Origin of the sequence: Streptomyces sp. NRRL F-5755 (assembly GCF_001279365.1) — a bacterium.
Classification (GTDB): Bacteria; Actinomycetota; Actinomycetes; order Streptomycetales; family Streptomycetaceae; genus Streptomyces; species Streptomyces rimosus.
This window is the reverse complement of the sequence record NZ_LGCW01000261.1, coordinates 68,592-87,930: the sequence shown is the minus strand read 5'-3', so window position 1 is coordinate 87,930 and position 19,339 is coordinate 68,592. Positions and strand designations below refer to the sequence as shown.

General features: G+C 71.8%; 14 protein-coding genes. 7 read left to right on the top strand and 7 right to left on the bottom strand.

From position 1 onward, the window contains the following. Window positions 1-42: 42 nt before the first annotated feature. The 3 genes from ADK86_RS21840 to ADK86_RS21830 all read right to left on the bottom strand — a co-directional run bounded on the left by ADK86_RS21840 (window position 43) and on the right by ADK86_RS21830 (window position 2,221). Entirely contained in the window at window positions 43-1,140 is a 1,098-nt protein-coding gene (locus ADK86_RS21840; RefSeq protein WP_053698094.1) for a WD40/YVTN/BNR-like repeat-containing protein, read from the bottom strand. 174 nt (window positions 1,141-1,314) lie between these two features. After that, window positions 1,315-1,584 (bottom strand): GlsB/YeaQ/YmgE family stress response membrane protein, encoded by a 270-nt coding sequence (locus ADK86_RS21835; protein ID WP_030370086.1) that lies wholly within the window; start codon window positions 1,582-1,584, stop codon window positions 1,315-1,317. Window positions 1,585-1,708: 124 nt separating this feature from the next. After that, a complete protein-coding gene (locus tag ADK86_RS21830; RefSeq protein ID WP_053698093.1) occupies window positions 1,709-2,221 on the bottom strand; it encodes a VOC family protein in 513 nt (170 codons plus the stop codon). Between the two features lie 431 nt (window positions 2,222-2,652). Between ADK86_RS21830 and ADK86_RS21825 the strand changes: the two genes are divergently transcribed. Then, window positions 2,653-3,753, top strand: a complete 1,101-nt coding sequence (locus ADK86_RS21825; RefSeq protein WP_053698092.1) for an NADH:flavin oxidoreductase/NADH oxidase — start codon at window positions 2,653-2,655, stop codon at window positions 3,751-3,753. A 77-nt stretch (window positions 3,754-3,830) separates the two neighbouring features. Here the strand turns inward: ADK86_RS21825 and ADK86_RS21820 are convergent, their stop codons facing one another. After that, complete coding sequence (locus tag ADK86_RS21820) at window positions 3,831-4,484, bottom strand: DNA alkylation repair protein (protein WP_053698117.1); 654 nt, start codon at window positions 4,482-4,484, stop codon at window positions 3,831-3,833. A 236-nt stretch (window positions 4,485-4,720) separates the two neighbouring features. Between ADK86_RS21820 and ADK86_RS21815 the strand changes: the two genes are divergently transcribed. After that, window positions 4,721-6,166, top strand: coding sequence for a glyceraldehyde-3-phosphate dehydrogenase (locus ADK86_RS21815; protein ID WP_053698091.1), 1,446 nt, complete (start codon window positions 4,721-4,723; stop codon window positions 6,164-6,166). A 64-nt stretch (window positions 6,167-6,230) separates the two neighbouring features. Here ADK86_RS21815 and ADK86_RS43225 read toward each other — a convergent pair whose 3' ends face one another. From ADK86_RS43225 to ADK86_RS21805, 3 genes are all read right to left on the bottom strand, one after another. Further along, window positions 6,231-6,389 carry a hypothetical protein gene (locus tag ADK86_RS43225; RefSeq protein ID WP_156100286.1) on the bottom strand — a complete coding sequence of 53 codons (159 nt, stop codon included), beginning with the start codon at window positions 6,387-6,389 and terminating at the stop codon, window positions 6,231-6,233. A 70-nt stretch (window positions 6,390-6,459) separates the two neighbouring features. Further along, window positions 6,460-6,636: a hypothetical protein gene (locus ADK86_RS21810; RefSeq protein WP_158706268.1), complete on the bottom strand. Its 177-nt coding sequence runs from the start codon at window positions 6,634-6,636 to the stop codon at window positions 6,460-6,462. Between the two features lie 319 nt (window positions 6,637-6,955). Further along, window positions 6,956-9,742 carry an ATP-binding protein gene (locus tag ADK86_RS21805; protein WP_159393912.1) on the bottom strand — a complete coding sequence of 929 codons (2,787 nt, stop codon included), beginning with the start codon at window positions 9,740-9,742 and terminating at the stop codon, window positions 6,956-6,958. 507 nt (window positions 9,743-10,249) lie between these two features. On the opposite strand from ADK86_RS21805, the gene ADK86_RS21800 reads away from it, so the two are divergent. The 5 genes from ADK86_RS21800 (at window position 10,250) to sbnA (ending at window position 19,212) form a co-directional block, all read left to right on the top strand. Then, complete coding sequence (locus tag ADK86_RS21800; protein WP_420718872.1) at window positions 10,250-12,811, top strand: Pls/PosA family non-ribosomal peptide synthetase; 2,562 nt, start codon at window positions 10,250-10,252, stop codon at window positions 12,809-12,811. 10 nt (window positions 12,812-12,821) lie between these two features. Next, complete coding sequence (locus ADK86_RS21795; RefSeq protein WP_053698089.1) at window positions 12,822-15,968, top strand: non-ribosomal peptide synthetase; 3,147 nt, start codon at window positions 12,822-12,824, stop codon at window positions 15,966-15,968. Between the two features lie 67 nt (window positions 15,969-16,035). After that, complete coding sequence (locus ADK86_RS21790; RefSeq protein WP_053698088.1) at window positions 16,036-17,037, top strand: TauD/TfdA family dioxygenase; 1,002 nt, start codon at window positions 16,036-16,038, stop codon at window positions 17,035-17,037. Further along, window positions 17,037-18,134, top strand: a complete 1,098-nt coding sequence (gene sbnB, locus ADK86_RS21785; protein WP_053698087.1) for a 2,3-diaminopropionate biosynthesis protein SbnB — start codon at window positions 17,037-17,039, stop codon at window positions 18,132-18,134. Before ADK86_RS21790 ends, sbnB begins: the two co-directional genes overlap by 1 nt. A 79-nt stretch (window positions 18,135-18,213) precedes the next feature. Then, complete coding sequence (gene sbnA, locus ADK86_RS21780; protein ID WP_053698086.1) at window positions 18,214-19,212, top strand: 2,3-diaminopropionate biosynthesis protein SbnA; 999 nt, start codon at window positions 18,214-18,216, stop codon at window positions 19,210-19,212. The last annotated feature ends 127 nt before the right edge of the window (window positions 19,213-19,339 follow it).

The following is a 19,339-nucleotide window of genomic DNA, read 5'->3' as shown; positions in this document are numbered from 1 at the left end:
CTCACCTCCCTTCGTACGGTCCGGTCCGTCGCACCCGGGCGGTCACCCGACGGCGGCCGCCCGCACACACAGCACGTCCGGCAGATGCGAGGCGAGCTGCCGCCAGCTGTCGCCGTCGTCGGCGCTGGCGAAGACCTCTCCGTTGCGGTTGCCGAAGTAGACGCCCGCGGGGTCGGAGTCGTCGACGCACAGCGCGTCCCTGAGCACCGTGCCGTAGTGGTCCTCGCTGGGCAGACCGGCGGTGAGCGGCTCCCAGGTCGCGCCTGCGTCCTCGGTGCGGAACACCCGGCACCGGTGTTCGGCCGGGACCCGGTCGATGTCGGCGGTGATGGGGAAGACGTACGCGACGTCCGCCCGGCACGGGTGGGCCGCCGTCGCGAACCCGAAGTCGGAGGGCAGCCCCCCGCCGATGTCCGTCCACTTCGCGCCCGCGTCGTCGCTTCGGTACACGCCCCAGTGGTTCTGGAGATAGAGCCGGTCACGGTTGACCGGGTCCTGCGCGATCTTGTGGACGCACTGCCCGAACTCCGGGTCCGGGTCCGGCAGGAACACGGCCTTCACGCCGCTGTTCGACGGGGTCCAGCTCTCGCCGCCGTCCGTCGTGCGGAACACCCCGGCGGCGGACACCGCGACGGTCACCGCGTCCGCGTCGCGCGGGTCGGTGATCACCGTGTGGACCGCGAGGCCGCCGCCCCCGGGCACCCACTGCTCGCGGGTCGGGTGGTCCCAGAGGGACCGTACGAGCTCGAACGTCTCGCCCCCGTCGGCCGAGCGGAACAGCCCGCCGGGCTCCGTCCCGGCATACACCACGTCGGGGGCGGCCGGGCCGGCCGGATGGAGCTGCCACACCCGCTCCAGCGAAGTGCCCGTGTCCCGCGGGTAGGTGACGGCCGGGCGGGAGGGTTCCTGCCAGGTCTCGCCGAGGTCGTCGGAATGGAAGACGGAAGGACCCCAGTGCGCGCTGTCCGCGCCGGCCAGCAGCCGGGGCGTCGGGCGCCGGGTGTCGATACCGATCGAATAGACCGCTTGCGCGGCGAAGTGCGGTCCGCCCAGCTCCCAGCGGCCGCGCCGTCGCCGGCCGATGAAGAGCCCTTTGCGCGTGCCCACCGCGAGGAGCACGTCTGCGGTGTCGGATGCCATGTCGGAACACCTCCGGGACGCCGTTGTCTCCGATACCGCTCAGTCTGCACCCGACCACTGACAACGGCCCTCCGGTGCACTGTCCGCGCAGGTCAGGGCCCCTTTTCGGCGCACATGGAAAAGGCGGAGGCCCCCTGTCGCCAGGGGGCCTCCGCCGGTCGCCGCCGTCTCGGCTCAGCGCTGTTGGTTGCGCCCGATGGTCACCCGGTAGATCGCCAGGACGATCACCGAGCCGATGATGGCCGCGATCCACGTGGACAGGTGGAAGAAGCCGTTGATCGACTCCACCCCGAAGATCACCTTGCCGAGCCAGCCGCCCAGCAGACCACCGACGATGCCGATCAGCATGGTGACGAGGCACCCGCCCGGGTCCTTACCGGGCATCAGTGCCTTCGCAATCGCACCTGCCAGCAACCCGATCAGAATCCACGCGATGATTCCCATGGCAGCTCACCTCGTTCACAAATAAGATCAAAACGCTTCGACACTGGTGTTTCCCGGTTTTGCGGATCGAAACACCGCAACCGGTCAGGGTCCCTGTGCGACGGTGTGTGCGCCGGTCGCTCCCTCAGGGCCGCCACCGGCGTCGGCGCGTGGTCCGCTCGTACGGCTGGGCATCCGGGTATGTCAGCAGCTCCAGCGTGCTCCCCCAGGGCGTGCGCAGATACACGAAGCGGTTCCGCGGGCCCTCTTCCGGGCCGGGCAGGGGCTGCGGCGGTCCGAGCGGCACGGCGCCCGCGGCCTCGGCCCGCGCCACCGCGGCGTCCAGGCCGTCGACGTAACAGGCCAGATGCTGCCACCCCAGGTCGCACGGGACCGCGGGTGGTCGCCGCCGCGGGCCGGTGAACTCGAACAGCTCGATCCCGGGGCCGTTCGGCAGGGCCAGCATCCGGATGGCCACCTGCGCGGTGCCCTCCGGTACGCCGAGCCGCCGCTCGGCCTCCTCGCCCGCGTTCGGCCCGTCCTCGCGGCGCAGCGTGTCGTACAGCACCTCCGCGTCCAGCGCCGCCGCGAAAAAGGCCGTCGCCGCGTCGATGTCGGGAACCGTGACGCCTACGTGGTCGATGCCGCGCGGAGCCATGCGCGCGCCCTCCTCGGGATGCCGGGCGGGGGAACTGCTTCTGAGTAGGGCCGTGCCACGCCCCGCGCTTGTCTCCTCCCCAGGCGCCAAAAATCGCTCGAACGGGCGGCGCCGGGCGTCCTATCGTGAGCCGATCGGCCCGGGGCGACGCCCGAGGGCCGGACTGTCGGCCGCGGCGGTACGGGGGTACGTCGCGGGCCGGGCGGTAGGACGTGCGGGGCCGGACCCATGGCGGGCCGGCCCCGTTTCCGTACCCGCGGGCGGCCACCGCCGTTCATCCCGCTTCCCCGCGCCGTGCGCGGCCACCTCGCCATGCCCGGCCGCCGCCCACCCGCCATGTACGAGATCCATCGTAGTTTGACAGCCTCCGTACTACGAGGGTTATCGTACGAGGCGTCAAGCTGAAGCAACCCCAAACGCGGGAGTCCGTCGTGAGCGCACTGTTCGAGCCCCTCACCCTCCGGTCGCTGACCATCCCCAACCGCATATGGATGGCTCCCATGTGCATGTACTCGGCGGCGCCGGACGGCCCGGAGCAGGGCGCGCCCAACGACTGGCACTTCCAGCACCTGGCCTCCCGGGCCGCCGGCGGTACGGGGCTGATCCTGACCGAGGCGACGGCGGTGAGCCCCGAGGGGCGGATCAGCCCGTACGACCTGGGGCTGTGGAACGACACGCAGACCGCCGCCTTCCGGCGCATCACCGACTTCCTGAAGGCGCACGGGTCCGTCCCGGGCATCCAGATCGCGCACGCGGGCCGCAAGGCGTCGACCGAGCGCACCTGGGTGGACCGCGGCGCCCCGATCGCCCCGGGCGACGGCCACGGCTGGCAGCCGGTGGCCCCGAGCCCGCTGGCGTTCGACGACGCGTCCAGCACGCCGGATGAGCTGACGGCCGAACAGATCCAGGAGATCGTCGGGCAGTTCGCCGCGACCGCGCGGCGGGCGCTGGAGGCGGGCTTCCAGGTGGCGGAGATCCACGGCGCGCACGGCTATCTGATCAACGAGTTCCTCTCGCCGCACACCAACCGTCGCACGGACGAGTACGGCGGCTCCTACGAGAACCGCACCCGCTTCGCGCTGGAGGTCGTGGACGCCGTACGGGCCGTGTGGCCCGAGGAGCTGCCGCTGCTCTTCCGCATCTCGGCGACCGACTGGCTGTCGGAGAACGCGGAGGACGAGCGCGAGGGCTGGACCGCCGACGACACCGTGCGCTTCGCCGCCGACCTCAAGGCGCACGGAGTGGATCTGCTGGACACCTCCACCGGCGGCAACGCTCCCGGCGCGAAGATCACCGTGGAGCCCGGCTACCAGGTGCCGTTCGCCGAGCGGGTCAAGAAGGAGACCGGGCTGCCGGTCGGCGCGGTCGGCCTGATCACCGAGGCGCGGCAGGCCGAGAAGATCGTCGCGGACGGTCAGGCGGATGTCGCCCTCATCGGCCGCGAGCTGCTGCGCGACCCGTACTTCGCCCGCAAGGCCGCCCGCGAGCTGGGCGCCGACATCCAGGTCCCCAACCCGTACCACCGCTCCTGACCTGCGAGGACGCGCCGCGCCTGACCACCGGGCGCGGCGCGTCCGTACGGTGCGCCCCGCGCGGAACCGGCCGGCGGTCAGCCCGCCGCCCTGCTGCCCTGTCTGCGCACCATCTCGTTGATCCAGGTGGGCGCGAACGGGGACGTGCAGCCCGGGGAGGTCGGGTAGTCCTTGAGCACTCCCAGGCGCTCGCCGATGCCGATCGCGCGGGCGCGGTGCTCCGCGTGCTCGATCCCGATCTGGGCCAGGCAGTGGTTCATCGCCCACTGGAGGCGGTCCGGGGCGTCCCGCATCTCCGCCTCGATGGTGTCGAGCAGTCCCGCGAGGTCCAGGCCCGCGGGCTTCTTCGCCACGCGTTCGGTGGTCAGCGCCCAGCCCGCACCGGCGACCACCGGGTCCGGATCGGCGGACCAGGCCACGCGCAGCTCTTCCGCGTGCGGGTTCTTCTTCACCACGTAGTTCACGAGCCAGTCGCGCACCTTGGGCGTGCGCGCCTCGCGCAGCATGCCGTCCAGCTCGTCGCGCCCGAACGCCTTGGGGCGGCAGATCAGGAGCGCCAGCAGCCGCGCCGCGCTGTCGCCCGTCGCCCAGAGTCCGCGCGCGAGTTCCTGCTGCGTCTTCAGCCGCTTCGCGAGCGCGCGCAGCTTGCCGAGGTTCACGCCGTGGCCGTCACCGTGCTTCTCGTTCACTTCGCGTGTCTTGGGGTCCGCCAGCCCGGCCAGCTCGGCCATCACCTCGGACACGGTCGTCCCGGCCACCGCAGCCTCCTGCCTTTCCTGTCCGGAATTCAGCCTACCGACGGACGTCGGCCATCTGGAGTGCGCGGCGGTTCGGCGGCAGCTACCGGTCCGAAATCCCGCATATCAGGCCCGCATATCCGGCAAAGCGCCCCATCGACCCACCCCCTGAGCAACGAAAGAGCGGTGGGGTTAGCATCTGAGCACCGCCTAGCTCGAAAGATGGACCTGTGACTGTCAACGAGGACTCGTTCACAAACTGGAAGAACCGCGAGGAGATCGCGGAGTCGATGATCCCGATCATCGGGAAGCTGCACCGGGAGCGGGACGTCACGGTCCTCCTCCACAGCCGCTCCCTGGTGAACAAGTCGGTGGTCAGCATCCTGAAGACGCACCGATTCGCGCGGCAGATCGCCGGCGAGGAGCTCTCGGTCACCGAGACGCTGCCGTTCCTCCAGGCGCTCACCGCACTGGACCTCGGCCCCTCCCAGATCGACATCGGCATGCTCGCGGCGACGTACCGGAGCGACGACCGCGGGCTGTCGGTGGCGGAGTTCACCGCCGAGGCCGTCGCCGGCGCCACGGGCGAGAACAAGATCGAGTGCCGTGACGGACGCGATGTCGTCCTCTACGGGTTCGGCCGCATCGGCCGCCTCGTGGCCCGTCTGCTCATCGAGAAGGCCGGTTCCGGCAACGGACTGCGGCTGCGCGCCATCGTCGTGCGGGGCGGCGGCGACCAGGACATCATCAAGCGTGCCTCGCTGCTGCGCCGGGACTCGATCCACGGCCAGTTCCAGGGCACGATCACCGTCGACGAGGCGAACAACAAGATCATCGCCAATGGCAACGAGATCCAGGTGATCTACGCCGACGATCCGACGGCGGTGGACTACACGGCGTACGGCATCAAGGACGCCATCCTCATCGACAACACCGGCAAGTGGCGCGACCGCGAGGGTCTGTCGAAGCACCTGCGCCCCGGCATCGCCAAGGTCGTGCTGACCGCCCCGGGCAAGGGCGATGTGCCCAACGTCGTGCACGGCGTCAACCACGACATGATCAAGCCGGACGAAACGATTCTGTCCTGTGCGTCCTGCACCACCAACGCGATCGTGCCGCCGCTGAAGGCGATGGCGGACGAGTACGGCGTACGGCGCGGTCACGTGGAGACCGTCCACTCGTTCACCAACGACCAGAACCTGCTGGACAACTACCACAAGGCGGAGCGCCGCGGCCGTTCCGCGCCGCTCAACATGGTCATCACCGAGACCGGCGCCGCCTCCGCCGTCGCCAAGGCGCTGCCCGACCTCGACGCGAAGATCACCGGCAGCTCGATCCGCGTCCCGGTGCCCGACGTCTCGATCGCGATCCTCAGCCTCCAGCTGGAGCGCGAGACCACCCGCGAGGAGGTCCTGGACCACCTCCGCAAGGTGTCGCTGACCTCGCCGCTCAAGCGCCAGATCGACTTCATCAGCGCCCCCGACGCGGTGTCGAGCGACTTCATCGGCTCGCGCCACGCCTCGATCGTCGATGCCGGCGCCACCAAGGTCGACGGCGACAACGCGATCCTCTACCTCTGGTACGACAACGAGTTCGGCTACTCGTGCCAGGTCATCCGCGTCGTGCAGTACGTCTCCGGCGTGGAGTACCCGACCTACCCGGCCCCGGTGGCCTGACGCACCGGCACCGTCCCCTGCCCGCCGTGCCGCGGCGGGCAGGGAGGCCGCCGGCGCCGGCCCGTCACCACCGTCCCTCCCCGTAGCGTCGGCGCAACTCGTCGACCTCCCGCTCGTCGCGGGCGGCCAGGGATCGCGTGCGCCGGACTCCGGCCTCTATGAGGAACACCACCAGCCCGCCGATCAGCACGGAGGCGAGCAACAGCACCACCACATACTCCACCTCTGCGTTCTACCCGCTTCGCGGGAATCCAACGAAAAGTGTGGTATGCGGTGGTGCGCCCTCCGGCCCGTCAGGCCGAGGGGTGGAAGGAATACGCATGGCCGCAGGCGTCGCACGCGAAGCGGCCGTTGAGTCCGTCGTTGGCGGTCTGGCAGCGTGGGCACGGGGCCGTGGTGAAGTACTCCGGCCGCCGTACGGCCGGTTCCCCGATGCCCGCGCCGCCGGGCCTTGGCTCAGCCTCTGTCATCCAGACGCTCCACAGTTGCACGACCATCCGCCGTCCGGCCCTTGAATGACCTGGGCACCACACCGGTTGCAATACATAGCAGCTCCTCGAACCCACACCACCCCGCGTGCAGCCCGAGTACACCCATCACAACATCAGCACGCCGTTATTCAGAGAATGTCCGGAAAAGGCGCGCCGTTCCGGAGCAAGGATGCCGCACGGTCATCCGATGTCCGTCATGACGCCAATTGCCCCACCGGTAGCCGCACGATAATCGACTTGGCCTGATTCAGGGATCACTTTCGGCCAGTACGTCCCGTGCCGTGCGTCCCGGCCGGGTCTACAGCCAGACGATGCGCGTGGCCGGATCCGGGGCATACGAGCAGTAGGCCCCGGTTCGAACGCTGCGCTGGAGGTGCAGTCCGAGCACCGGGTCGTGCACGGCGACGCGTTTCACCGCGGCCTTCAGCGCTTTGGTGACGCTCAGCCGGGCCCGCTCGCTGTCGGAGTCGGCCCGGCGGTCACGGCCACCGAGGCCGACCGCGCCAGCGAGCTGCTCGGTCACCGCGTCGAGTTCGACGCGGGCCCGTTCGGCGCGCCCGGTGTCGTGGAAGCGCTCGGCCTCCTCCAGATCCTCGGCCAGCTCGCGCAGGCGCCTGCGGTAGGCCGCCTTCGCGCGGGCGTCGAGGGCCGGACCGGCGTCGCCGGGGCCGGGGGAGGCGGGCCATTCCCGTAGGACCGGGGCACCGAGGGTGGCCATGCCGCGCTCGGCCGCCGCCAGTTCGCGGGCCAGGAACTCCCGGTCGGGTTCGGCGAGCAGCCGGGCCAGGTAGCCGAGGCCGACCGTGTGCTTGAGGTGCACGACCAGGCCGTCGTGGCTGAGGGTCCAGTAATCCCCTTTCCTGCGCAGCGCGGCCTGGTGAGGCACTGCCGCCGCGCGGGTATCGGTGGCGGCCGCGCTCCTACGAGGCGCCTCCGTACGAGACGCCTCCCTACGGGGCGCTCCCGTACGCGGTGTCTCCCCACGGGCCGGCGGGAGCGGCGGCGGTGCCGTACCGAGTTCCGCGGCGGCGGCCAGCACGGCGGCTTCGAGCGGCCACCGCAGCCCGTGCTCCCGTGCCGTGCCGAAGCGCTGCTCGCCCAGTTCCGCCCGCACCTTGCGGATACCGGCCGCCCGCCACCCCTTGAGGAAGGCCGGCAGCGCGGCACCGGACTTCTTGCGCGCCGTGTCCGCGGCTCCGAACAGCGCCGCGGCCCGCTCCCCGTGCTGATGCGACATCGCCAGCATGGCCGCGACCTGGAAGACCTCGGCGAGGCCCCACGGCGCGTCGAGCTGGTGGAACAGGCGCAGCGCCTCTCCCGTACGGGCGCGGGCGTCCCGGACGTCCCCCAGGCCCCACGAAGCGGTGGCGAGGGTGAGGTGGGCCCACGCGATGCCCTTCGGCTCACCCGCCTCGTACAGCAGGCGGAACGCGGTCCTGCCGTGCTGGGAGGCCCGCGCGAAGTCGCTCCGTACGACCTCCACCATGGCCAGGAACAGGTACGACCAGCCCGCCAGCCACGGTTCACCGGTCTTCAGGGCGGTCTCCAGCGACTCGCCCAGCATCTCCACCGCGCCGTCCGGATTGCCCACGAGCAGTGCGGCGAACCCGAGGCACTGGAGGGCGCACACGAGGCCGGGCAGGTCGCCGTTGCGGCGCGACAGCAGCTCGGCTTCGGAGCAGGACAGCCGGGCGCTTTCCAAATCCCCCTGGATCACGGCGAGCAGGCCCAGCCCGTTCAGAGCCCGTACGCGGCCTTTGGCGGCGGCGTCGCGGTCCGCGCCCAGCGCCCGTTCGAGCCAGACGCGCCCCTCGGCGTAATGGCCCTGCACGTCCCAGAACGAGGCGAGGGCACCGGCCAGGCACACCGCGTTGTCGATGTCGTGGGAGGTCAGCAGGTGTTCGAGGGCGACCCGGAGGTCGTCGTGCTCGGCCCGCAGGCGCTCCAGCCACAGCGCCTGGTGCGGGCCCCGGAACCGTTCCCACGCCTGCTCGGCGAGGTCGTGGAAGTACGCGGCGTGCTGCGCCGACAGCGACGCGAGGCCGCCGTGCTGCCGTAATCGCGCCAGCCCGTACGCGCGCAGGGTCTTCAGCATCCGGTAGCGGGCCGGCGTGTGCTGCGGTACGACCGTCACCAGCGACTTGTCGACCAGCCGCAGGAGCAGTTCCCCGAGGTCCGCGGTGTCGGTCCCCTCGGCGGTCACGGCCTCGACGGCGTCCAGCGTGAAGGCGCCCGCGAACACCGCCAGCCGCTCGAACAGCGTCCGCTCGGGCTCGCTCAGCAGGTCGTAACTCCACTCCACGACGCTGTCCAGCGTCCGGTGGCGGGGAGAGGACGCCCGGGTCTCCCACGCCAGGAACCGGAACCGGCCGTCCAGCCACCCGCTGAGCTGCGCCGCGTCGAGCGCGTTCGTGCGCGCCGCGGCCAGTTCGATGGCCAGCGGCAGCCCGTCCAGCTTGCGGCAGATCTCCGCCACCGCCGCCGCGTTCGCGTCGGTGACCGCGAACCCCGGCTCGACCGCGGTGGCCCGGTCGGCGAACAGGCGTACCGCGTCGTACTCCAGGACCTCGGCCCCGCCGACGTGCGCCGGGGGAGTGGCGAGGCCCGTCACCGGCCACAGGACTTCGCCGGGGACGCCCAGGCGTTCCCGGCTCGTCGCCAGGACGCGCAGGTTCGGGCAGGCGGACAGCAGGGTGAGGACGAACTGCGCGACGGCTTCCACGAGGTGTTCACAGCAGTCCAGGACGAGCAGCATGTCCGCGTCGCGCAGCCGCTCGGCCAGGACCTCCGGCAGTGTCCGGCCCGCCTGTTCCTGTATGCCGAGACCGGCTGCCACGGCGTGGGCCGGCAGCAGCGGATCGGCGAGGACCGCCAGTTCGACGAAGCGCACGCCGTCCCGGTGGCGGTGGGCGCGGCCGGTGGCCACCTCGATGGCGAGCCGGCTCTTTCCCGCGCCGCCGGCTCCGGTCAGGGTGACCAGTCGGCTGCGCTCCAGGCGCGCTCCGACTCCGGCGGCTTCCTGCCGACGGCCCACGAAGGTCGTCAGTGATGCGGGGAAGCCTTCGGGTCCTGCGGCTGACACCATCTTCGACGCTCCAACCGAGAGCGCATCGTGGTGCACCCCCCGCCGCGAGAATAGGTTCGCCTCCGGCGCCGGAACAACCGAAAGCAGGCTGATTCCCCGCAGCTCGCCCGTACCGACCAGGCGGTTGTATACAACAGTGACGCCTCTGCCGGTGGCGGGTGGGACATGCGGCGTCACTGGTGAAGAGGGCACCGGCGCCGGCCCGCCGCGGTGGTCGGCGAGCGGTGCCGGGGCGGGCGCCCGGAGCGGGTGAACACGACGGTGCCGCGGCCTCCTTGGACGTACCGGCCCTACGGATTACGCACCCCTGGGCGCTGCCCGGCCGATCGTGGCCTTCCCAGTGTTACTTGAATTTTCACGGTGTTCCGTCGCGGTTCACGCCTCTGCGGGCAAGAGCCCCGAGCCGCCGGCGCACCGGCGACGGCTCCGCCGACACCGGGAACCGCCCCGTCGGCAGCCGGACGCCCGGTGCGCCCCAACCTCTTCCGCACCTCCGAAGGAGCTCACGTGGTGGGAAAATCCGTCGAGGCACCAGCAGCCGGCCCGGCCGGCGCGTCCCCGGCCCCGGCAGCCGCACCGCCGGCCGGCCCGTCCGCCGTCCCGCACAGCCACCCCGGTGATCCGGCCGGCACCGAGGCACTGCTCGCCGCGACCCTGGCCGCCGTCCTGCGTGTCGAGCGCGTGCGGGCCGATGCCCACTTCTTCACCGACCTGGGCGCCGACTCGCTGCTCATGGCCCACTTCTGCGCCCGCGTCAGGAAGCGCGCCGACCTCCCGTCGGTGTCGATGAAGGACATCTACCGGTACCCGACGATCAGCGGCCTGGCGACGGCGCTCGCCGGGGACGCGCCGGGAACGGCCGCCCGGGCACCGGTGCCGCCGCCGGACCCCGAGCCGTCCGAGGCGGTGCCTCCCGTCGGTACCCCCGCGTACCTGCTGTGCGGAACGCTCCAGCTCCTGACGCTCCTCGGCTGTTCCTTCCTTGTTGCGGTCGTCACCGCCTCCGGTTACGAATGGATGTCCGCCGCGCCGGGCCCGGGCGGCATCTACCTGCGGGCGGTCCTCTTCGGCGCCGTGATCTTCCTCGGCCTGTGCGGCCTCCCGGTGCTCGCCAAGTGGGTGCTCATCGGGCGCTGGAAGCCCCGGGAGATACGCATCTGGAGCCCGACGTACTTCCGCTTCTGGGCCGTCCGGACGCTGATGCACGTCAGCCCGCTGGTCCTCTTCGTGGGGTCACCGCTCTACGTCGGCTACCTCAGGGCGCTGGGCGCCAAGATCGGACGGGACGTCACGATCCTGTCCAAGCACATTCCGGTCTGCACCGACCTGCTGACCGTCGGAGCGGGCACGGTCATCCGCAAGGACGCGTACTTCACCTGCTACCGGGCCCGCGCCGGAGTGATCCGGACCGGAACGGTCACCCTCGGACAGAATGTGCTCGTCAGTGAGGCGACGGTGCTCGACATCACCACCTCGCTCGGCGACGGGGCCCAGCTGGGCCACGCGTCCTCCCTCCACCCGGGCCAGACCGTCCCCGCCGGCGAACGCTGGCACGGCTCTCCCGCGCAGCGTACGGAAGTGGACTACCAAAGGCTCGACGCGACCGGCCGCGGCGGCCCGCGCGCCGCCTACGGCGCGCTGCAACTGCTCGGCGCGCTGCTCGTGTACCTGCCGCTGAGCATCGGCGGGGTGAGCATCCTGCTCGCCGAGGTCCCGCGGCTGGCCACGCTCCTGGATGCGGGCCCGCTCGCCTTCACAACCTGGTCCTTCTACGGCGATGCGCTGGTCACCTCGCTCGCGCTGTTCTTCGGCGGCACGCTCGCCGGTCTGATCGTGGTGGTCACGGTGCCCCGGCTGCTCAACCTCCTCATCGTGCCCGGCAAGGTCTATCCGCTCTACGGCCTGCACTATTCGCTGCACCGGACCATCGCCCGGATGACCAACATCAAGTTCTTCATGCGGCTCTTCGGCGACAGCTCCTACGTCGTCCCCTACCTCGGCCGCCTCGGGTACGGCCTGCGCCCCGTCGAGCAGACCGGCTCGAACTTCGGCACCGAGGTACAGCAGGAATCACCGCACCTGAGCACGGTCGGCAGCGGCACGATGGTCGCCGACGGCCTGTCGATCATGAACGCGGACTACTCCAGGACCTCCTTCCGCCTCTCGCGCGTCGCCATCGGACCGCACAACTTCCTCGGCAACGCCGTCCACTACCCGCCGGGCGGCCGGACGGGCGACAACTGCCTCCTCGCCACGAAGGTCGCGGTCCCTCTGGACGGGCCCGTACGGGAAGGCGTCGGCCTGCTGGGCTCGCCCTGCTTCGAGATCCCCCGGTCCGTCGAGCGCGACGCCGCCTTCGACCACCTGCGCAGCGGCGAGGAACTGCGGCGCCGGCTCGCCGCCAAGAACGCCTACAACCTGCGCACGATGGGACTGTTCCTGCTGGTCCGCTGGTCACAGGTGTTCGTGGTGACGCTGATCGCCTGGGCCGCCGCCGACCTCTACCCGGTGTGGGGCGCCCCGGCGGTCGCCCTGGGATCGGTCCTCGCGCTGCTCTTCTCCGCCGGCCACTCCGTGTGCGCCGAACGCGCCGTCAACGGCTTCCGGCGCCAGGCCCCGCGCTACTGCTCGATCTACTCGCCGTACTTCTGGCGGCACGAACGGTTCTGGAAGCTCCAGGCGATGCCCCTGCGCTTCTTGAACGGCACCCCGTTCAAGAGCCTGTTCTGGCGGGCGCTGGGCGCCCGGGTCGGTCGGCGGTTCTTCGACGACGGCTGCTTCCTGCCCGAACGTTCCCTCGTCACGTTCGGCGACCACTGCACGCTCAACGCGGGCAGCGTCATCCAGTGCCACTCCCAGGAGGACGGCACCTTCAAGTCCGACCGCACCACCCTCGGCGACGGCTGCACCCTCGGCACCGGAGCCTTCGTCCACTACGGCGCCACGGTGGGCGACGGTGCGGCGCTCGCGCCCGACACCTTCCTCATGAAGGGCGAGGACGTGCCCCGCCACGCGCGGTGGGGCGGCAACCCCGCCCGGGAGATGACCGACACCATGACCGAGAAGTGAGGACCCCACGATGGCCAGGTCAGCAGCAGAAGCCGGCCGCGAGTTCTGGCGCGGCGTGCTCGGCGGCGGTGGCTTCACCGCCCTCCCGCGGTGGACCCGCGACCCCGTACCGGGCCTGGCCGCGCACGAGGCCGCGGTCCCCGACGACCTTCTGGTGGCCCTGCGGCGCGTCGCGGCCGAACTGGCGGTACCGCTGCGCTCCGTACTGCTGGCCGCACATGTCAAGGTGCTCGCCGCGCTGACCGGCGAACGCGAGGTCACCACCGGCTACGCCGCGACGGCGGGCAGCCGGCCGCTCCCGTGCCGCCTGACGGCCGCCCCCGGCACCTGGCGGGCGCTGGTGCTGCACACCCGCCGGGCCGAATCCCGGCTGCTGGCCCACCAGGACGCGCCGGTCGAGGACCTGGAACGCGACCTGGGCATCGAAGGCCCGCTCTACGAGACGGTCTTCGACCCGCACGACACGACTGGCGACCTCGTTCCGAGCACTAGCCTCGCGCCGCCCACCGGCCTCGCGCCGCCCACTGATCTCGCTCCATCCACCGTTCTCGCGACGGGCGTCGCCCTCCAGGATGGCCGCCTGACCTTACGGCTGCGCCACCGCACCGACGCGCTCGACGCGGAGTGCGCCGCCCGGATCGCCGGGTACCACCTGACCGCCCTCGCCCTGATCGCCGCCGATCCGTACGCCGAACACGACCGGCAGAGCCTGCTCTCCGCCGGCGAACTCGCCCTCCAGCTCGAAGGGTTCGCCGGGCCCCGCAGGGAACTCCCGGACCGCCGCGCGCACGAGATCTTCGAACAGCAGGTGGCGGCGCACCCCGAAGCCGTCGCGGCCGTCCACGGCGACCGGCACTGGACGTACGCGGAGCTGAACGCCCGCGCCAACCAGCTCGGCCGGGCCCTGCTGGCGCGGGGCCTGCGCCGCGAGGGAGTCGTCGCGGTGGTCACCGAACGCACCCTGGACTGGATGGCCGCCGTCCTCGCCGTCTTCAAGGCCGGCGGCGTCTACCTGCCCATCGAGCCGCACTTCCCCGCCGACCGCATCGCGACCACCCTCACCCGGGCGGGATGCGGCCTCGTCCTCACCGAACGCGGCAGCACGGCCACCCTCGACCAGGCCCTGAAGACCCTGCCCGGGGTCCGGTGCCTCCCGGTGGACACGGCCTACGCGGAAGACCACCCCGCCCACGACCTCGGCCTTCGCGTCACGCCCGGCCAACTCGCCTACATCTACTTCACCTCCGGATCCACCGGCGAGCCCAAGGGCGCGATGTGCGAGCACGCGGGCCTGGTCAACCACCTCTACGCCAAGATCGACGACCTGGAGATCGGTCCGGGCCAGGTGGTCGCCCAGACCGCGCCCCAGTGCTTCGACATCTCGCTGTGGCAGCTGATCGCCGCGCTCCTCGTCGGCGGCCGCACGCTCCTGATCGAGCAGGAGGCCGTCCTGGACGTCCCCCGCTTCGTCGACCGGCTCGCCGACGGCCGGGTCCGCGTCCTCCAGGTCGTACCGTCGTACCTGGAAGCCGTCCTGTCCTACCTGGAGCAGCACCCCCGCGAGCTGCCCGACCTGGCGTACGTGTCCGCGACCGGCGAGGCGCTGAAGCCCGAGCTGGCGCAGCGCTGGTTCGCCGCCCGGCCCGGCGTCGCCCTGGTCAACGCGTACGGGCTGACCGAGACCTCGGACGACACCAACCACGAGGTCATGCGCCGCGCACCGGACGGGCCGCGGGTCCCGCTCGGCCCGCCGGTCGGCAATGTGCGCCAGTACGTCGTCGACGAACACCTCGCGCCGGTCCCGCTCGGCGCGCCCGGCGCGATCGTCTTCTCCGGCGTGTGCGTGGGCCGCGGCTACGTCAACGACCCCGAGCGCACCCGCGCCTGCTTCGGCGCCGACCCTTACAGGCCGGGCCAACGGCTCTACCAGGGCGGTGACTTCGGCCGCTGGCGGCCCGACGGGAAGCTGGAGTTCCTGGGCCGCCGCGACACCCAGGTCAAGGTCCGCGGCTTCCGCATCGAGACCGGCGAGGTCGAGAACGCGCTGCTCCAGGCGCCCGGTGTCCGCGACGCCGCCGTGGTGGTCAGCGAACGGGCCGGACAGGCCGCGCGCCTGGTGGCCTTCTACAGCGGCCGGCGGCCGGTCGGCGCCGACGCCCTGCGTGGCCGCCTGGAGCGGTCGCTGCCCGCGTACATGGTCCCGTCGGCCTTCCACTGGCGCGGCGACGGACTGCCGCTGACCGCCAACAGCAAGACCGACCGCAAGGCCCTGACCGCGCTCGCCGCCGAACTGGACGCCACGGACGACCACCGCGGCACCCTGCGCACCCCCACCGAACAGCGGCTCGCCGCCGCATGGGCCACGGTGCTCGGCATGCCCCGGGACCGCGTCGGCCGCCGGGACCACTTCTTCGACCGGGGCGGCACCTCGCTCGCGGCGGTGAAACTGGCGATCCTCCTGGACCGCGCGGTCTCCCTCAAGGACGTCACGCGGCATCCGGTGCTCGCCGACCTGGCAGGACTGCTCGACAGCAGGTCAGGGGCAGATACGGCGACAGGCGGACAGCTGCTGCGCCCGCTGTCCGCACCGAACGCCACCCACGAAGGCACCCTGGTCTGCTTCCCCTGGACGGGCAGCGACACGGCGGCCTTCCAGCCGCTGGCCGAGGCGCTGCGGGGGAGCGGGTGGGCGGTGTACGCGGCCGAGCTGCCGGGGCGGGAGCCGTCCGCATCCGGACCGGCGGCCGCCACGGAACGCGTCGGTCATCTCGTCGCCGAGCTGACCCGGCTCGCCCCGGCCGAGCTCCTTCTGTGGGGGCACGGCTCGGGAGCCGCGTGCGCCGTGGAAGCGGCCCGGCAGCTGGAGGAGCGCGGCAAACGCGCCCGGCGGCTGTTCATCGGAGCGCACCTGCCCGATGACGTCCACACACCACCCGTACCTCCCGCGGCGCAGCTGACCACACCGGTCACCGTCGTCGTCGCGGCCGACGATCCGCGCACGGCCCGGTTCCGGCACCACTACCGCGCCTGGGAGCTGCTGGCCGAGCACGTCGAGCTGTACGAGCTGCCGGCGGGCGGCCACGGCTTCCCGCGCACCAGGCCGGACGACACGGCGCGGGCGGTGCTGCGCGCTGCCGAACTACGGGCGCCCTCCTGAGGACACCACCGAAGCCACGTCCGAACCATCCGCAAGTACTGCCCCGCACCACCGAAAGGACCATCCCATGCCACCCTCACCCGCCACACCGCCCGTCGACGTCGACCTCGTCCCCCGCACGCCCCCGGTCCTCCTGGCCGAACCCACCGGCGACGCGGCGAGCTGGGCCGCCGGCTACCGGGACACCCTGCGGGCCCTCGCCACCGAGCACGGTTCCGTCCTGGTCCGCGGCCTCGGACTGCGGGACGCCGACCAGACCGCCGCCGTCTTCCGGCACCTGGGCACCGGCCTGCTGACCGAGCGGGAAGCCTTCGCGCCGCGCCGCGAATACGCCGACGGCGTGTACTCCTCCGCCCAATGGCCCTCCTACCAGCCGATGTGCATGCACCACGAGCTGAGCTACACCCTCGCGGCCCCCGGCCTGCTGCTCTTCGCGTGCCTCGGCGCGCCGGACAGTGGCGGCGCGACCGCGGTCGCCGACGCGTCGGCCGTCCTCGACGCGCTGCCCGCCGAGCTGACGGCGCGCTTCGAGGCCGAGGGCTGGCTGCTCACCCGTACCTACAACGACGAGATCGGCGCCACCCTCACCGAGGCGTTCGGCACCGACGACCGCCGCGCCGTCGAACGCTACTGCCGCGGCCACGCCATCGACTACGCCTGGCAGCCGGACGGCGCCCTGCGCACCCGGCAGCGGCGCGGCGCCGTCCTGCGCCACCCGGTCACCGGCCGCCGCTGCTGGTTCAACCAGATCGCCTTCCTCAGCGAATGGACGATGGACCCCGAGGTGCGCGAATACCTGATGGACGTGTACGGGGCCGACGCGCTCCCGTTCAACACCCGCTACGGCGGCGGCGACCCGATCGGCGAGGACGTCGTACAGCTGCTCAACTCCGTCTACGAGGCCCACACCGCGCGCGAACCGTGGCAGGCGGGCGATCTGATGCTCGTCGACAACGTCCGTACGGCCCACAGCAGGGAGCCGTACGAAGGGCCGCGCGAGGTGCTCGTCGGCATGACCGACGCGGTGCACCTGACCGCCGGCGCGCCCACGGGGGAGGCGATGGCCTGATGACCAGCACACCTTCCACCGGGACGCGGCACGCTCCCGGCGCACCGGACGGGCCGCGCACGGTGCCGCCCTTCGCGGCCGTCTCCGGGGCCCAGGTGCAGCGGGTCCTGCGGGGCCGCGAGCGGCAGCTCGTCCGCCTGGTCGAGGACACCTACCGGCTGCACAGCGACGGGCATACGCTCAACCCGCCGTCCTACTTCCTGCGCTTCCCCGACCGCCCGGACTCCCGGATCATCGCCCTGCCCGCCTCGCTCGGCGGGCCGCACCCGGTGGACGGCCTGAAGTGGATCTCCAGCTTCCCGCGGAACGTGGCGGACGGCATCCCGCGGGCCTCGGCCGTGCTGATCCTCAACGATCCGGCCACCGGCTATCCGTATGCCTGCCTGGAGAGTTCGATCATCAGCGCCACCAGGACGGCGGCCTCGGCCGCGGCGGCGGCCGACCGGCTCAGCCGCGGCCGGCCGCGCCCGCGGCGCGTCGGATTCCTCGGCACCGGCCTGATCGCCCGCTACGTCCACACCTTCCTGGCCGCCACCGGCTGGCGGTTCGAGGCGACCGGGGTGTACGACGTGTCCGCCGACAGCGCGGCCGGCTTCCGTACGTACCTCGAACAGCACGCGGAAGCGCACCCGGTGTCGCCCGCCGGCCAGATCACCCTGCACACCGACCCCGAACGGCTGATCCGCACCAGCGACCTCGTCGTCTTCGCCACCGTCGCCGCCCGGCCGCACATCACCGACCCGGCCTGGTTCGCGCACCACCCGCTGGTGCTGCACATCTCGCTGCGCGACCTGACGCCCGAGATCGTGCTCGGCTCGGCCAACTTCGTCGACGACGTGGACCACTGCCTGAAGGCCGACACGTCACCGCACCTGGCCGAACAGCGCACCGGTAACCGGGACTTCATCGACGGAACGCTGGCCGACGTGCTGGCCGGGCGGGTGCGCGTACCGGACGACCGTACGGTGATCTTCTCGCCCTTCGGGCTCGGCGTACTCGACCTCGCCGTCGGCGACTTCGTCCACGGCGAAGTGGCCCGCTCCGGCGAACTGCACGTCATCGACGACTTCTTCCACGAACTGCGCCGGCACGGATGACCACGCTGCCGGTGACGAAGGGGCCGACCGTGTCGGCCCCGGTGAACGACTAGTGCACTGCGGAACCAGGGGGGAACACGTGCCGGTCATATCCATGCCGCTCGACTTCAACGAGGAGGACCTCTACGTCGACCTGCGGGCGACGTTCGGGCATCCGCTCTACCTGAAATGCGAGGGCTTCAATTTCGCGGGCTCGATCAAACTGAAGGCCGCCACGGAAATGGTCGCGGCCGCGGAACGCGACGGGGTGCTCACGCCCGGAGCCACCCTGGTGGAATCCTCGTCCGGAAATCTGGGGGTGGCGCTGAGCATCATCGCGGCCAGCAAGGGCTACGGATTCCTGTGCGTCACCGACGCCCGCTGCAACCTGTCGGCCCGGCGGACGATGGAGGCGCTGGGCAGCCGGGTGCACGTGATCACCGAACCGGATGCCCAGGCCGGCTTCCTCGGCGCGCGCATCGACTACGTACGCAGCCTGACCGCCTCGGACAGCCGCTACGTCTGGCTCAACCAGTTCGCCAACCCGGACAACTGGAAGGCGCACTACCGCCGGACCGCACCCGCGATCGCCCGGCAGTTTCCGCACCTGGACGTGCTGTTCGTCGGCGCGGGCACCACCGGCACCCTCATGGGCTGCGCCCGGTACTTCCGCACCTGGCACCGGCCCGTGCGGGTCATCGCGGTGGACAGCGTCGGCTCCGTCTCCTTCGGCGGCGCCCCGGGCCGCCGGATGATCCCGGGCCTGGGCACCAGCGTTCCGCCGCAGCTGCTCGACGCGTCGTACGTGGACGAGGTGATCCGCGTGGAGGAGGCGGACACCATCCGCACCTGCCACCGCCTGGCCGGCCGCGGCTTCCTCTTCGGCGGCTCCACCGGCACCGTCGTCAGCGGCGCCGCGCACTGGCTCGACCGGCACCGCCCGCACCGCCTGACCGCCGTGGCGATCGCCCCCGACTTCGGCGAGCGCTACCTCGACACGATCTACCGGCCCACCTGGCTGCAGGACTGCTACGGCGACGACCTGTACGGCGAGGGCCTGCTCGCCCCCGACCGGCTGACCGGCATGCGCTCGGCGTGATCCGCGTACGCCGTCGCAGCCCAACCCGGCCGGAGGCCCGTCCACCGGCCGGGTTCTGCTGCCGCGCGATGCACGCAAGCGGTCGAACGCGAGCGTGAGCCGCCCGGGCGGGGGTACGTGAGCCGTT